This window comes from Mycobacterium sp. SMC-21, from assembly GCF_045310825.1.
Lineage (GTDB): Bacteria > Actinomycetota > Actinomycetes > Mycobacteriales > Mycobacteriaceae > Mycobacterium.
On the sequence record NZ_JBJIAO010000001.1, the window covers coordinates 187647 to 201928 of the forward strand.

Below are 14282 nucleotides of genomic sequence, written 5' to 3' on the forward strand. Positions count from 1 at the left end.
ACGAACAGGTAATGCTCGGGACGCGTCTGACTGTGTAACGCAGACTTGGTCCGGGAACACCAACCAACGGATGCGGGGCCAGGCCCCCGGTCCCGGAAGGGGATGTTCAGATGGGCACCGCTACCGCCATGTGTCGTCCGCACGCCGAATACCCCGAGTTGTCGAGCGCGTACAGCGCCGCGCTGTTGGCCGGCGGCGGGTGCCTGCGGGACGGACCGGTGGGCCGCGTCGGCCTCGAACTGGAGGCGCACTGCTTCGACCTGTCCGACCTGACGCGGCGTCCCGGCTGGGATGAGCTCACGCAGGCCGTCGAGGCCGTTCCGCAGCTACCCGGTGGCAGCACGATCACCATGGAGCCCGGCGGCGCCATCGAACTGTCGGGTCCGCCGATGGACGGCGCCGGGGCCGCCATCGCGGCGATGCAGGCCGATCAGGCCGTGCTCCGGGAGTCGTTGCGGCGCCGTGGTCTGGGCCTGCTGCAGGTCGGCGTGGACCCGCTCCGGCCACAGGCCCGGGTGAACCCCGGCGGCCGGTACCGGGCCATGGAGGCGTTCTTCGCGGCCGGCGGGACGGGTGCCGCGGGGGCCGCGATGATGACGTCGACCGCCTCGCTGCAGATCAATGTCGACGCCGGCCCGCGCGAGGGCTGGGCCGACCGCGTCCGGCTTGCCCACGCGCTCGGCCCCACCATGACCGCGGTGTCGGCGAGTTCGCCGATGCTGGGCGGCGAATTCACCGGATGGCAGAGCACGCGGCAGCGCATCTGGGGCCAGCTGGACACCGCCCGCTGCGGGCCCGTTCTCGGTGCCAGCGGTGACGATCCGGCCAACGACTGGGCGCGCTACGCCCTCAAGGCGCCGGTGATGCTCGTGCACACGCCGGAGGCTGAGCCGGTCACCGAATGGGTGCCGTTCGCCGACTGGGCGGACGGGCGCACGCTGCTCGGTGGGCGCCGGCCGACCGAGGCCGACCTCGACTACCACCTGACGACGCTGTTCCCGCCGGTCCGGCCGCGGCGCTGGCTGGAGATCCGCTACCTAGACGCCGTGTCCGACGACCTGTGGCCGGCTGTCGTGTTCACCCTGGTGACGCTGCTGGATGACGCCGGGCTGTCGCAGATCGCTTGGGAGGCAACGGAATCGGTTGCCACCGCATGGGATCAGGCGGCGCGGGTGGGCCTGGCCGACCCGCGGCTGCAGGCGGCCGCGGTGCGATGTGTGGAAGCGGCCGCCGAGGCCGCGCCGGCCGATGTGGCGGACTCGATGGACCGGCTGCTGCGGCAGGTACGGCAAGGGCGCAGCGCGGCCGATGACTTCGCGGACCGGGTCGTCGCACACGGAATCGATTCGGCCATCACCGGGTTGGCATGTGATGACCGGCTGAAAGGTGGGGTGTGAGTACGCGCGAGCTGTTGGCCCGAGGGCTGACCAGGGCCCGGGACCGGACTCTGGCGCTCGTCGAGTTCGACGACGCCGAACTGCTGCGTCAGTACGACCCGCTGATGAGTCCGTTGGTGTGGGACCTCGCGCACATCGGTCAGCAGGAAGAACTGTGGCTGCTGCGCGGCGGCGACCTGAACCGTCCCGGCCTGCTACCGCCCGACGTGGACGGTCTGTACGACGCGTTCGTGCATTCGCGCGCCAGCCGGGTGTCGTTGCCGCTGTTGCCGCCGACCGACGCGCGCGCCTTCTGCCGCACCGTCCGGTCCAAAGCCCTTGACGCCCTTGACCGGGCGCCGGACGAGGCCGCTGCCCAGTTCCCGTTCGCCCTGGTGATCAGCCACGAGAACCAGCACGACGAGACCATGCTGCAGGCCCTGAACCTGCGCAGCGGCCCGCCACTGTTGGGGTCGGGTGCCGTCCTGCCGCAGGGGCGGGACGGGGTCGCCGGCACCTCGGTGCTGGTGCCCGGCGGTCCGTTCGTACTCGGTGTCGACGCGGCCGACGAACCTTTCGCGCTCGACAACGAAGGCCCGGCGCACGTCGTCGACGTGCCGTCGTTCCGGATCGGTCGGGTGCCCGTCACCAACGCCGAATGGCGCGAGTTCATCGCCGACGGTGGCTATCGGCAGAGCCGCTGGTGGTCGGCGGCCGGCTGGGCGCATCGGCAGCAGGCGGGTCTGGTGGCGCCGCAGTTCTGGAACGCCGACGGCACCACGCGGGTCCGGTTCGGGCATGTCGAGGAGCTGCCGCCCGACGAGCCCGTGCAGCACGTCAGCTTCTACGAAGCCGAGGCCTACGCCGCCTGGGCCGGGGCCCGGCTACCCACCGAGGTGGAGTGGGAGAAGGCCTGCGCGTGGGATCCCGCGACCGGACAACGTCGCCGATTCCCTTGGGGCGCCGCCGAACCCGATGCGCACCTCGCCAATCTCGGCGGCGACGCGCTGCGTCCCGCGCCCGCGGGGGCCTACCCGGAGGGTGCTTCGGCCTACGGTGTCGAGCAGCTGCTCGGCGATGTCTGGGAGTGGACCACGTCACCGCTGCGCCCGTGGCCGGGTTTCACGCCGATGATCTACGACCGCTATTCGCAGCCGTTCTTCGAGGGCACCGGCAGCGGTGACTACCGCGTGCTGCGCGGCGGTTCCTGGGCCGTGGCCGGCGACATCCTGCGGCCCAGCTTCCGCAACTGGGACCACCCGATCCGTCGTCAGATCTTCTCCGGCGTGCGGCTGGCCTGGTCGGTTGACGAGGTGCGCGGCTGATGTGTCGTCATCTGGGCTGGCTCGGCAACCCCGTCTCGGTATCGTCACTGATCCTGGAACCGGCGAACGGGCTTCTGGTGCAGTCCTATTCACCCCGACGGCAGAAGCACGGGTTGCTCAATGCCGACGGCTGGGGTGTCGGCTTCTTCGACGGCGCGACACCGCGGCGCTGGCGCAGCGCCGCGCCGTTGTGGGGCGATGCGTCGCTGGCATCGGTGGCGCCGGCGCTGCGCAGTGCGTGTGTGGTGGCCGCCGTCCGCTCGGCCACCGTCGGAATGCCCATCGAGCCGTCGGCGTCGGCGCCGTTCACCGACGGCGAGTGGCTGTTGTCGCACAACGGCATCGTCGACCGAGCGGTGCTGCCGGTGTCGCGAACCGCGGAATCGACGGTCGACAGCGCGATCCTGGCCGCGCACATCTTCGCCGAGGGACTGGACAGCCTGGGCGACACCGTGCGCCGGGTCGGGGAGTCCGATCCGGCGGCGCGGCTGAACATCCTGGCGGCCAATGGTTCCCGGATGCTGGCCACCGTGTGGGGCGACACGTTGTCGATACTGCGCCGGCCCGACGGGGTCGTGCTGGCCAGCGAGCCCTACGACGACCACCCCGACTGGCAGGACATCCCAGACCGTCACCTCGTCGAGGTGACGGCCGCCGGCGTAGCGATGACGCCGTTGACCTGAAGAAGAGGACCCACGATGACACCGAGCAAGACGGCACCGCTGCTGACCAACCATCTCGCCGCCGACTGGGCGCCCCGTGCGTTGCGGCGTGATGTCCGGGACGGCCTGTCGCAGTCGCCGAAATCGTTGCCGCCCAAGTGGTTCTACGATGCCGTCGGCAGTGACCTGTTCGATCAGATCACCCGCCTGCCCGAGTACTACCCGACACGCACCGAGGCGCACATCCTGCATGAGGCGGCGGCCGCCATTGTGGCGGCCTCCGGCGCGGACACCCTCGTCGAGCTCGGCAGCGGCACGTCGGAGAAGACGCGCATCCTGCTCGACGCGTTCCGGGACGCCGCGGCGCTGCGCCGGTTCGTGGCGTTCGACGTCGACGAGAACGTACTCAGCGCCGCGCTCACGCAGCTGTCCGACGAGTACGAGGGTGTCGAGATCAGCGGCGTGCGAGGTGATTTCGAGCAGCATCTGGGCGAACTGCCGGTGGTGGGCCGTCGGCTCATCGTGTTCCTCGGGTCGACGATCGGCAACCTGACGGCCGGCCCGCGGGCGGAGTTCCTCGAGAGCCTGGCCGCGGCGATGCGGCCGGGTGACACGCTGCTGCTCGGCACCGACCTGGTGAAGGACACCGCCCGGTTGGTGGCCGCCTACGACGACAGCGCCGGGGTCACCGCGCGGTTCAACCGCAACGTCCTGGCGGTGGTGAACCGGGAGCTGGATGCGGATTTCGATCTCGACCGCTTCGAACATGTGGCACGATGGAACACCGAGCACGAGCGTATCGAGATGTGGCTGAGGTCTGTTGCCGCGCAACAGGTTCAGATACGCGAGCTGGATCTGTCGGTGGAGTTCGAGGCGGGTGAGGAGATGTTGACCGAGGTGTCGTGCAAGTTCCGCCCCGAGGGCGTCGCGGCCGAGTTGGCGGCCGCCGGACTCCGGCAGACCGACTGGTGGACCGACCCCGCCGGGGATTTCGGGCTGTCGCTGGCGGTCAAGCCGGACCTGCGGACGTGACCGGGGCCGATTCCGCCGTCGCGCGCCTGTGGCGCGCAGCCCGGCCCACACCGGCGGGCCTGCATCTCGACAACGCCGCTTGCTCGCGGCAGAGCTTCGCCGTCATCGACGCCGCGGCCCAGCATGCCCGGCTGGAAGCTCAGGTCGGCGGCTATGTCGCCGCAGAATCCGCGGAACCCGTGTTGGAGGGCGGACGGGCGGCCGTGGCCGCGCTGACGGGGATGGCCGCCGGCGACGTGGTGTTCACCACGGGTTCCAACAACGCGCTCAACCTCCTGCTCAGCAGTTGGGACGGCGACAAGACCATCGCCTGCCTGCCAGGCGAATACGGCCCCAATCTGGTGGTGATGGAAGCCAACGGATTCACCGTCCGGGAGCTGCCGGTCGACGGCCAGGGGCGGCTCGACGTCGAAGTGGCGGTCGCGCTGATGCAGGGTGACCCGCCCGCGCTGGCCCATCTGACGGCACTCGGCAGTCACCGCGGGGTGGCCCAGCCGCTGTCGGAGTTCGTCGCGGCGTGCCATGCGATCGGGGTGCCGGTGGCGGTGGACGCCGCACAGGCGCTGGGCCATCTGGACTGCGCGGTGGCTCCCGACGTCATCTACGCGTCGTCGCGCAAATGGCTGGCCGGGCCGCGCGGCGTCGGCGTGCTGGCGATCAGTTCATCTGTGTCGCACCGGCTTCGGCCGCGCATCCCGCTGCCGGAATGGGGGACACCGCTACCGGTGCTGAAACGGCTCGACCTCGGTGAGGCCAATGTGGCTGCCCGCGTGGCCTTTTCGAAGGCCCTCGAAGAGCATCTGGTGGCCGGGCCCGAGCTGGTCCGGGCCCGACTGGCCGAGGTGGGCCGTCTGACCCGCACCGCGCTGGCCGGACTGCCCGGGTGGCGCGTGGTCGAGGACGTCGGCGAGCCGACGGCCATCACCACGCTGGAGCCGACGCGCGGCGCCGACCCGAACTCGGTGCGCACCAAGCTGATTACCGAGCACCATGTCGTCACGACCGTGGCCGGTATCGAGCGGGCGCCCTTCGAGATGAAGATCCCGGTGCTGCGGGTCTCGCCGCATGTCGACGTCACCGGCGACGAACTGGAGTCCTTCGCCGGTGCGCTGACTGCCGCGTCGACCTGACCGTCAGGCCTTGTGTGCCGTGAGCAGGAACGCCGGCATCTTCAGCCGGCCCTTCTCGTCGAGCGCGTGCGGCGGCATCTCGAGCGGCGGCTGCCCCGGCACCGATGGCGGCGCGACCATACCGGCGTGGATGAAGGCCGGCCGGATTTCGTCGATGGCCCAGTACTTGCCGACGGCTTCACGCAGCTCGTCCTCGGTGACCTCGTTGGGCTTCATCTCGGCCTCGGCCGGGAACGCGCCCTTGGCGAACACCAGGATGAAGTACTTGGCGCCCGGCGCGGCAGCGCGGAACACCGCCTGCTGGTAGGCGTCGCGGGCCTCGACCGGAATCGAGTGGAACAACGTCGAGTCCATGATGGTGTCGAATCGTCCGTCGAATCCGGTGAACGAGGTGATGTCGTCTTCGACGAATGTCGCGTTGGTCAGATTCCGTTCCGCGGCAGCCTGTTTCGCGGCGGCAACCGCGGTGGGGGAGAGTTCGATGCCCACGACGTTGTGGCCCGCGGCGGCCAGCGCGAGGGCCAGCTCTGCGTGGCCACAGCCCGCGTCGAGGACGTCACCGGTGACCTGACCGGCGTCGATCAGCGCGGCCAGTTCAGGCTGCGGCTCGCCGATGTTCCACGGCGGCGGACCGTCGAAACCGCCCTCCTGCCGGTAGACGCTGTCCCAATCCATCACTTCGTTCGACGAGTCGGTCATGCGTCCAACCTACGCGGGCGGCCGCCGGGTGGCGATGGCAATTTGCGGCGAGTACAGGCCGCTGCGCAGTTCGATGTCGACGCCCGCTGCGTCGGCCAATGCCCGCAGTGCGGACGGACTGTAGGCCCGCAGCGAGCTGATGACGCCGTCGTGCACGAACGGCACGAACGGGGCCAGCGGCAGCATGGCCGCCAGCCGCATCAGGTGCAATGGCGACGGTGGCCGGGGCAGGTCGATGATGAGCAGCTTGTCCGCCACCCGGGTGCCCTCGGCGAGCACCTGGACAGCGGCAGACGGCGGAAGATGGTGGAACGACAACGCGAAAACGGCCAGGGCATAAGCACTGTCGGCCGCGTCGATGGCCGTCGCGTCCATGCCGCGCACCGTCACCCGCGGATCGGAACCCAGGTCACCGGCGGTGATGGCCGCGACCGAGTCCGGCTCGAGGTCGGTGACCGTGAGGGTTGCCGTGGGGTGCATCTCCAGCACCTTCTTCGACAGACCCCCATGGCCGGCCCCCAGCTCGAGGATGCGCGGATCGGGAACCTCGGCGACTTCGTCCATGACGATGTAGGCGAAGCGTTCGTGGAGACCGAACCAGTTGCCGGTGAGCTCCAGCGCGCGCACCACGCTGCGCTTGATCGCGGGGTCGATGTCGTCGCGGTCGAGGTATTCGGGCTGATCGGTCTGCAGCGCGCGATCGAGGCATGACGCCTGCGGGCCGCCGCGCGGCATGCGATCGATGTCGGCGCTCATCCGAGGGCCTCGGTCAACGTGGCGGGTACCTCGATGTCGGCCACCGCGAGGTTCTCCTCGAGATGCGCGACCGACGACGTGCCGGGGATGAGCAGCATGTTGGGTGCCGCGGCCAGGGTCCAGGCCAACGCGACCTGCGCGGGCGTCCGGCCGAGTTCGCTTGCCGTCTTGCGGATTTCGGGGTGGCCGAGCACCGGGTTCTCCGGATTGAACGCCGATCCCAGCGGGAAGAACGGGACGAACGCGATGCCGCGTGCGGTGCAGGCGTCCAGCACCGGCTGCGAGGATCGATCGAGGAGGTTGTAGGCGTTCTGCACGCACGCGATGTCGGTGCGCTGCAGCGCGATCTCGAGATGCTCGAGGGAGATGCTGCTGAGGCCGATGCCGTCGATCAGGCCCTCGTCGCGGGCGGCGATCATGGCCGTGAGCTGGCGGTCGAACAGGTCCCGGTCGACATCGCCGGGCGCACTCGGATCGCCGTCGGCGCCCATCACCCGCAGGTTCACCGCCGCGAGCCTGTCGGTGCCGAGGGTTTCCAGGTTCTGCTCGATCGCGGCCCGCAGTTCATCGGGCTGCTGTGCCGGCAGCCAGCCGCCGGTCTCGTCGCGGCGGGCACCGACCTTGCTGACCAGCGCGAGGCCCTGCGGATAGGGATGCAGGGCCTCGCGGATCAGCTGGTTGGCCACGTCCGGGCCGTAGAACTGCGCGGTGTCGATGTGGTTGACGCCGAGTTCCACCGCGCGTCGCAACACGGCGAGCGCCTGGTCGTGGTCACGCGGTGGGCCGAAAACGCCGGGCCCGGGCAGCTGCATGGCCCCGAATCCGATCCGGTGGACCTGGTACCGACCGAGCGCGTACGTCGTCATGCAGCCAGGCTAACGCTAGTCGGACTCGCCGAGAATCTGGTAGATCTCGCGGCGGGCGTTGTTCACGATGTCCAGGATGCGTTGCTGCTGTTCGGCATTCGCCGAGTGCACCGATTGTGCGACGGCGCCGAACAACTGCCCGAGCGCGTTGCGCAGGTTCAAGGCGGCCGGGTCGGCGCCTTCGGCGATCTCTTCCCACGGGGCGGTCTCGATGGCGTCGGCGGCGGTGCGGCCGTCCTCGGTCAGCTCGAAAGTCTTTTTGCTGCCATGACTTTCGGCGGGCTTGATCAGACCCTCGTCCTCCAGCAGTTGCAGGGTCGGGTAGATCGAGCCCGGGCTGGGCTTCCACAGACCGTCGCTGCGCGCGGCGATCTCCTGCGTCATCTCGTAGCCGTGCATCGGCCGCTCGGTGAGCAGCTTGAGGATCGCGGCCCGGACATCGCCGCGCCGGCTGCGACCACTGGCACGTCCGCGGCCACCGTGACGGCGCCCGCGGGGGCCGCCCGGTCCGAACGGGCCGGCGCCGAAGCCGGGGCCGAAGCCAGGTCCGAAACCGAAACCAGGGCCAAAGCCCGGCCCGAAGCCGAAGCCGCCTTCGCCGCGGTGATCCCGCACGTGGTCGCGGAACTGTTCGCGCATCTCGCGACGGGCAGCGCGGCGTTCGTCATGCCGAGCGCGCCGGTCGGCGGGGCCGATGAACGGTGCGCGGTCGCCGGGGGTGAAGCCGAAGCCACCTCCGTGGGAGGGGCGATTGAAGGGGCCGCCGTCGAACGGGCGGCCGGGTGGGGTGAATGGGGTTTCCATAGATGTGTTCTCTCTTTCGGCGGGAGGCGCTCGATGCGCCTCCGATGCATTAACGATATATCGGAAACTATCGGTGCGCAACAGTCTGCTGAGAGTTGGCTGCGTCACGCGCCGACCGGAGCCTCCGCGTTTAGGGTGTGGCGATGGCGGGCGACTTCGGATTTCATGCCCTCGCGTTGGTGGCCGTCATCGGCCTCGTGGGGCCCTTGCTGGCGGCGGTGCCGAAGCTTCGGGTGCCCTTGATCGTCGGCGAACTCGCTGCCGGAATCGTCGTGGGGCGCACCGGTTTCGGCATCGTCGACGCGGACAACCCGACGTTCGTGCTGCTGGCGGACATCGGCTTTGCACTGGTGATGTTCATCGTCGGGACCCATGTGCCGGTGCGCGACAGATCATTACGGGGCGACCTGCCCAGAGCGCTCTTGCGGGCGGTCGTGGTGGGCGCGTTCGCCGCGGTGTTGGGCGTGGTCGTCGCGCAACTGTTCGGCACGGGCCACGCCCCGTTGTACGCAGTCCTCATGGCGTCGTCCTCGGCGGCGCTCGCGCTGCCGGTCATCCAGTCGCTGGGGTTGACGGGACCGCCGGTGCTGTCGGTCACCGCCCAGATCGCGATTGCCGACGCCGCGTCGATCGTGCTGTTGCCGTTGGTCATCAATCCGGCGGGCGCCCCGCGTGCGGCGGTCGGAGTCCTGGCGATCGCCGCGTGCACGGTCCTCCTCTACTTCTTTCTGCGGTATGAGGCCAAGCGCGGGTGGCTCAAGCGGATGCACAAGTACTCGCACAGTCGGCACCTGGCGCTCGAGCTGCGGATCAGCCTGATCGTGCTGTTCGGGTTGGCGGCGCTGGCGAAGTCGACGCACGTGTCGATCATGCTCGCGGGTTTCGCGCTGGGCCTTTGCCTTTCGGCGATCGGCGAGCCACGTCGACTGGCGCGCCAGCTGTTCGGCATCACCGAGGGGTTCTTCGCGCCGTTGTTCTTCGTCTGGCTCGGCGCCTCGTTGCAGGTACGGGAACTGGGTGAGCATCCGGTCTTGATCGGGTTGGGTGTGGCACTGGGCGTGGGAGCGGTGCTCGCGCACCTCAGCGGCCGGCTCCTCGGCCAGCCGCTGTCGCTCGGGGTGCTGGCGGCTGCGCAATTGGGCGTGCCGGTGGCCGCCGCCACGCTGGGGACGCAACAGCAGCTGCTGAGTCCGGGTGAGCCGTCGGCGCTGATTCTCGGCGCGCTGCTGACCGTCGTAGCGACGTCCGTGGCCGGCGGGATCGCCCGGCGTCGGCAAACTGCGACGGCGTGAATTCCGCAGCCGCTTCCGGCTCGACGCACCGTCTCACCATGTGGACGCGCGGCCGGTGGAGTGCGCTCCGCGTGCGCCGTCCGCGGCTACGACTGACGCGCGCGCAAGTTATGCGTAGCGTAATTTGCTGAAACTGCAATTTTTCGACGCTTTCCATTTGCAGTGTGTTTTGTAAGCCACTCAATCCGTGGTGTGACGTGGGTCTCGTCATGCGATGAACAGCCCGAGTCGCGATTTGGGCGGTTCACCCCGACCAATTTGCTGTTTCGGTAGCGCAGCTAACTTGCTCGTCAGGGCAGCAATCTAACGGAATTGACAATTTCCTGACGGGTCGATTTTGGTTAGCTGGGAAATGTGTAGGTTCGTTAAAAATGCCTATCTACTAGGGGTAAATTTCTGCGCCACACGGGTGTCGCGATAACTGGGAGGACTCAAATGCAGCTCACAATGAAGCCGTATGTCACTGCGGGCATTGCCCTCGCAGGAGCGAGCGTGATTGCTGTGGCGCCGGTGGTGCCGCAGACCGAAACTCACTTGCCTGCGGTTTCGCACGTGCAGGTTTCCGATGTGCATCTGACGGCATTGGTCAACCCGATCGTGGCGCTGGGCAACATCTACAACGCGCTCGCCGAGACCGTCGGGCAAACCAGCTACATGGTGGAGACCAGCGTGAACCCGCTGGTGCGCCAGGTGGTGCTCGATGCGAACTACGGCGTGCAGCAGGGCATGCAGTTGATCGGCAACATCACCGGCGCGACGTTCACCCTCGGTGGCGCGTTGCCGGGAACCCTCGCCAACGTGCTGGGGAACCTCGGCACGCTCAACGTCAACGGCGCCATCGACTCGCTGGTGGGCGGGCTGCTTCCCGGCGGTCTGCAGTTGATCACGGGCATCAACGGGCCGGTGCAGAACATCCTGCAGCAACCGTTGGCCGTGGCGGAGGCCATGGTGCCCGCGGTGCTGGATTCGGTCACCGCTCTGGTCGCCGGCCTGGCCATCTCGACCGTCGGCATCGGCTGCGGCTCGTGCCTCGGAACCACGCCGGTGGTGCAGCAGGTGGTCAAGAGCGTGACGGGCATTCTGCAGTCGGTGCTGACCCTCAATCCGGGCACCATCTACAACGGCGTGCTCAACAATGTGGTGAGCCTCGTGCAGAACATTCAGAAGAATGTCACCGATTTTGAGACCGGCACCGTCCCGTACATCGTCAACCGGATCATCACGGCGCTGAACGTCAACCCGAACGCACCGGGCGGCGTCACCGTCCCCGTTGCCGCAACGACAACTGCCGCCCTGGCGGCGGCGCCGGCAGCCGAGACCTCGAAGACGGCCACGGAGTCCTCCGCCGCGGGAGCGGCTGACACGGCGACGACGACGAAGAAGGCGGCGGCGGCAACTTCGACCGAGACCGCCCCGGCGACCGACGCGGCGAAGGACGCCGACGTCAAGGCCGCGGATACCAAGGCTGCCGATACCAAGGCCGCTGACACCAAGGCCGCTGACACCAAGGCCGCCGACGCGAAGGACGCCGACGCCAAGGGTGCGACCAAGGATGCCGACACCAAGGCGACGGACACCAAGGGTGCCACCACGGATGCCGACACCGTGACGACGCCCAAGGACACCGCGCCCAAGACCAAGAAGGCGCAGAACCCCGTGTCCAAGGTCGCGAAGTCGATCGCAGGCGCCATCAAGGGTGCCACCAAGGCACCGAAGGCCCCGAAGGCGCCCAAGGCGTCCAAGGGCGATTCCGGTAGCAAGTAACTCACTACGCGACTGTGGCCCCACCGCCGAAAGGCGATGGGGCCACAGTGCATTCAGCGTCTACTGCCGGCCGCGGAAGGCGGCGGCCACGATTGCCGCGGCGATCAGAACCAGCGTCGCGGCTGTCGCCGCAGTGGCGCCGATCCCCGAATCGAAGGCGACGCGCGCCGACTCCATCAGGTGGTTGCCGAGCTCGGTCGGCAGGGTCCGAGCCACCGAGATGGCGCCGCCGATGCTCTCGCCGGCGTCGGCCGACTGGGCGGGCGACAGGGCGCCCGGCAGTTCGACGTTCGCGCGGTAGAACGCGGTGAACATGGTGCCCAGTCCGGCAGTGCCGATCACCGCGCCCAGCTCGTAGGCGGTCTCTGACACCGCGGACGCCGCGCCGGCCTTCTCCGACGGCACCGACGCCACGATGGTGTCGTTCGAGATCGTCTGCGACACACCGACACCCAGCTCCAGCACGGTGAACGACGCGATGACGCCGACCATCGTCAGGTCGTGACGGAACAGCACGATGAGCAGGAAGCCGGCGGCCACCAGCAGCAGACCGGTGACCATCAGCGTCTGCGGCGCGAACCGCTTGGTCAGCCGCACCACGGCGATGCCCGCGATGGTCGAGGCCGCCGCTCCCGGCAACATGACCAGCGCGGCGGTCAGCGGGGCCAGTCCGAGTACCAGCTGCAGGTGCTGCGACACGAAGAACAGGAACCCGATGAGGCCCACCATCGACAGGAAGTTGGCCAGGATCGACGCCGTGAACGGGCCGTTCCGGAACAACCGCATGTCGAGAATCGGTGTGGCACTGCTGTTCTGCCGACGCACGAACCAGACGCCCGCAGCGACGCCCAGGGCGACGGCCGCCAGCGTCACCGCCGAGATGCCGTCGTGTGCGGAGGTCTTGATCGCCCACACGATCGGCAGCATGGCCACCAGTGACAGCAGCACGCTCAGCGCGTCGACCGGGCCCGGGTTCGGGTCCCGCGATTCCGGCACCAGCTTGGGCGCCAACACGAGCAGCGGCAGCAGGATCGGCACGGCGATCATGAAGACCGCGCCCCAGTGGAAGTGCTGCAGCAGCAGGCCGCCGACGATCGGGCCGAGGGCCGAGCCGGCCGCGAAGCACGACGCCCAGATGGCGATCGCGAGGCGGCGCGATGTGGCCTCGGTGAAGATGTTGCGGATCAGCGACAGCGTCGACGGCATCAGCATGGCGCCGAACACGGCGAGTGCGGCACGCGCGGCGACCAGGAAGCCGGCGCTGGGCGCGAACGCCGCGGCAGCCGAGATGACGGCGAACCCGACGGCGCCGATGAGCAACAGCCGGCGCCGGCCGAACCGGTCACCGAGGCTGCCCATGGTCACCAAAAGCGTTGCCAGCACGAGCGAATAGATGTCGACGAGCCACAACTGGGTGGCGGCCGACGGGCGGAAGTCCTCGGCGATGCGGGGCAGCGCGAAGGCCAGCACCGTGTTGTCGATGGAGACGAGCAGCACGGGCAGCATCAGCACTGCCAGCGCCCACCAATGACGTTGTGGGGTCCGGTTCGTCACCTCTTTGGTGACGAGACTGGTGGACATGAGAGCTCCTTAACTGTTCATGCGGCGGCTGTCCAAGCCGAAGTCAGCATGAAATACGTTGCGGTGAAACAAATTCAGGTGGATCAGGACTGATCCGGGGTGATGGTGCCGGCCGTCAGGCTGGCCATGATGGCGTCGACGATCTCGACCCGCGGCGCGATGTTCCGGCGCAGTGCCTCATATCCGGCGTCGAGCAGGGCCCAGAAAACCAGGCGCGGCCACTCCGGTGGGCTGGTCTGCGGTCGTGCCGAAACCCGCGCCAGCACTTCGGCTATCGCCTCGTCGCCGGTATCGAGGATCGCGGACAACTCCGGATCGGCCACGATGGTCGGCTCGTTGTAGACGAAGGGCACGATGGGTCCGAGGTCCAGCTGGGATTCGACCACCCGGCGCAGCGCGGCGAGTGGGGGACCACAGGCCGGCTCGGCCTTGTCGATGGCGGTGTTGCACATCTCGTGCACGTACAGCGCGACGGCGCGGATCAGCTCGGAGCGCTCGGGGAAGTACCGGTGCAGAGTGCTGCGGCCGACGTTCGCGGCGGTGGCGATGTCGGTCAAGGACGCCGCGGGGTTGGTCGCCAGGACGGCGGTGGCGGCATCGAGAATCGCCTTCCGGGTGCGCGACCGCACGCCAGTGTCGAACGATTTCAACTCAGCCATGCGTCAAAAATAGCACGATTGGCCGAAAATGGGACATTGATGTCCCAATGTGGGGCTGGTGAGAGTGATCACGTCGCAGGTGGGGGCTCACCGACCCCAGAAACGAAGAAGGCCCCGACCAGATTTCCCTGGTCAGGGCCTTGCTCACTTGTCGGGGTGGCGGGATTCGAACCCACGACCTCTTCGTCCCGAACGAAGCGCGCTACCAAGCTGCGCCACACCCCGCGTGAAGCTTCGACAGCCTATCGCACGGGTGCCCTCAGAAGCCAAACGGCCCTCGCCAGGTGAGATAGCCGCTGGTGGGCGGGGTCAGCGGCGAAGATCACGTCCATTCGA

13 protein-coding genes and 1 tRNA gene are annotated in these 14282 nt (G+C 68.6%); 7 read left to right on the forward strand and 7 right to left on the reverse strand.

Going from position 1 to position 14282, the window contains the following annotated elements; translation table 11 throughout:
- Window positions 1-110 precede the first annotated feature (110 nt).
- Genes egtA through egtE form a run of 5 tightly spaced genes read left to right on the forward strand, consistent with a single transcriptional unit; the run spans window position 111 to window position 5525 of the window.
- The gene (gene egtA / locus ACJH6H_RS00850; protein ID WP_406774054.1) at window positions 111-1397 is read left to right on the forward strand and encodes an ergothioneine biosynthesis glutamate--cysteine ligase EgtA; all 1287 of its coding nucleotides are present in this window, start codon (window positions 111-113) and stop codon (window positions 1395-1397) included.
- Window positions 1394-2701: an ergothioneine biosynthesis protein EgtB gene (gene egtB / locus ACJH6H_RS00855; RefSeq protein ID WP_406774055.1), complete on the forward strand. Its 1308-nt coding sequence runs from the start codon at window positions 1394-1396 to the stop codon at window positions 2699-2701. The genes egtA and egtB overlap by 4 nt, the downstream gene beginning before the upstream one ends.
- Window positions 2701-3384, forward strand: coding sequence for an ergothioneine biosynthesis protein EgtC (gene egtC / locus ACJH6H_RS00860; RefSeq protein WP_212807352.1), 684 nt, complete (start codon window positions 2701-2703; stop codon window positions 3382-3384). The genes egtB and egtC overlap by 1 nt, the downstream gene beginning before the upstream one ends.
- Window positions 3385-3399: 15 nt before the next feature.
- On the forward strand, window positions 3400-4395 hold the full coding sequence (gene egtD, locus ACJH6H_RS00865; RefSeq protein WP_212807351.1) for an L-histidine N(alpha)-methyltransferase: 996 nt from the start codon (window positions 3400-3402) through the stop codon (window positions 4393-4395).
- Window positions 4392-5525, forward strand: a complete 1134-nt coding sequence (egtE, locus tag ACJH6H_RS00870; protein WP_406774056.1) for an ergothioneine biosynthesis PLP-dependent enzyme EgtE — start codon at window positions 4392-4394, stop codon at window positions 5523-5525. Before egtD ends, egtE begins: the two co-directional genes overlap by 4 nt.
- A gap of 3 nt (window positions 5526-5528) precedes the next feature.
- On the opposite strand, the gene ACJH6H_RS00875 is transcribed toward egtE, so the two are convergent.
- The 4 genes from ACJH6H_RS00875 to ACJH6H_RS00890 are packed head-to-tail and all read right to left on the reverse strand — an operon-like array spanning window position 5529 to window position 8650.
- Window positions 5529-6224 (reverse strand): class I SAM-dependent methyltransferase, encoded by a 696-nt coding sequence (locus ACJH6H_RS00875; protein WP_406774057.1) that lies wholly within the window; start codon window positions 6222-6224, stop codon window positions 5529-5531.
- Between the two features lie 9 nt (window positions 6225-6233).
- Window positions 6234-6980: a methyltransferase domain-containing protein gene (locus tag ACJH6H_RS00880; protein ID WP_406774058.1), complete on the reverse strand. Its 747-nt coding sequence runs from the start codon at window positions 6978-6980 to the stop codon at window positions 6234-6236.
- On the reverse strand, window positions 6977-7846 hold the full coding sequence (locus ACJH6H_RS00885) for an oxidoreductase (protein WP_406774059.1): 870 nt from the start codon (window positions 7844-7846) through the stop codon (window positions 6977-6979). The genes ACJH6H_RS00880 and ACJH6H_RS00885 overlap by 4 nt, the downstream gene beginning before the upstream one ends.
- A gap of 15 nt (window positions 7847-7861) precedes the next feature.
- Complete coding sequence (locus ACJH6H_RS00890) at window positions 7862-8650, reverse strand: PadR family transcriptional regulator (RefSeq protein WP_212807347.1); 789 nt, start codon at window positions 8648-8650, stop codon at window positions 7862-7864.
- Window positions 8651-8793: 143 nt separating this feature from the next.
- Between ACJH6H_RS00890 and ACJH6H_RS00895 the strand changes: the two genes are divergently transcribed.
- Both ACJH6H_RS00895 and ACJH6H_RS00900 read left to right on the forward strand, forming a co-directional pair.
- A complete protein-coding gene (locus tag ACJH6H_RS00895; protein ID WP_406774060.1) occupies window positions 8794-9942 on the forward strand; it encodes a cation:proton antiporter in 1149 nt (382 codons plus the stop codon).
- A gap of 492 nt (window positions 9943-10434) precedes the next feature.
- A complete protein-coding gene (locus ACJH6H_RS00900) occupies window positions 10435-11706 on the forward strand; it encodes a hypothetical protein (protein WP_346415096.1) in 1272 nt (423 codons plus the stop codon).
- A gap of 60 nt (window positions 11707-11766) precedes the next feature.
- Here the strand turns inward: ACJH6H_RS00900 and lfrA are convergent, their stop codons facing one another.
- The 3 genes from lfrA to ACJH6H_RS00915 form a co-directional block, all read right to left on the reverse strand.
- A complete protein-coding gene (gene lfrA / locus ACJH6H_RS00905) occupies window positions 11767-13287 on the reverse strand; it encodes an efflux MFS transporter LfrA (RefSeq protein ID WP_346415095.1) in 1521 nt (506 codons plus the stop codon).
- Window positions 13288-13370: 83 nt separating this feature from the next.
- Window positions 13371-13946: a TetR/AcrR family transcriptional regulator gene (locus ACJH6H_RS00910; RefSeq protein ID WP_406774061.1), complete on the reverse strand. Its 576-nt coding sequence runs from the start codon at window positions 13944-13946 to the stop codon at window positions 13371-13373.
- A 151-nt stretch (window positions 13947-14097) separates the two neighbouring features.
- A tRNA-Pro gene (locus tag ACJH6H_RS00915) sits at window positions 14098-14171 on the reverse strand.
- Window positions 14172-14282 lie beyond the last annotated feature (111 nt).

Bases quoted from the DNA above. Each gene is read 5' to 3' on its own strand.
- ACJH6H_RS00910 (WP_406774061.1), bottom strand. From the start codon at position 13,946: ATGGCTGAGTTGAAATCGTTCGACACTGGCGTGCGGTCGCGCACCCGG.
- egtA (WP_406774054.1), top strand. From the start codon at position 111: ATGGGCACCGCTACCGCCATGTGTCGTCCGCACGCCGAATACCCCGAG.
- ACJH6H_RS00890 (WP_212807347.1), bottom strand. From the start codon at position 8,650: ATGGAAACCCCATTCACCCCACCCGGCCGCCCGTTCGACGGCGGCCCC.
- egtD (WP_212807351.1), top strand. From the start codon at position 3,400: ATGACACCGAGCAAGACGGCACCGCTGCTGACCAACCATCTCGCCGCC.
- ACJH6H_RS00875 (WP_406774057.1), bottom strand. From the start codon at position 6,224: ATGACCGACTCGTCGAACGAAGTGATGGATTGGGACAGCGTCTACCGG.
- ACJH6H_RS00895 (WP_406774060.1), top strand. From the start codon at position 8,794: ATGGCGGGCGACTTCGGATTTCATGCCCTCGCGTTGGTGGCCGTCATC.
- egtC (WP_212807352.1), top strand. From the start codon at position 2,701: ATGTGTCGTCATCTGGGCTGGCTCGGCAACCCCGTCTCGGTATCGTCA.
- lfrA (WP_346415095.1), bottom strand. From the start codon at position 13,287: ATGTCCACCAGTCTCGTCACCAAAGAGGTGACGAACCGGACCCCACAA.
- ACJH6H_RS00880 (WP_406774058.1), bottom strand. From the start codon at position 6,980: ATGAGCGCCGACATCGATCGCATGCCGCGCGGCGGCCCGCAGGCGTCA.
- ACJH6H_RS00885 (WP_406774059.1), bottom strand. From the start codon at position 7,846: ATGACGACGTACGCGCTCGGTCGGTACCAGGTCCACCGGATCGGATTC.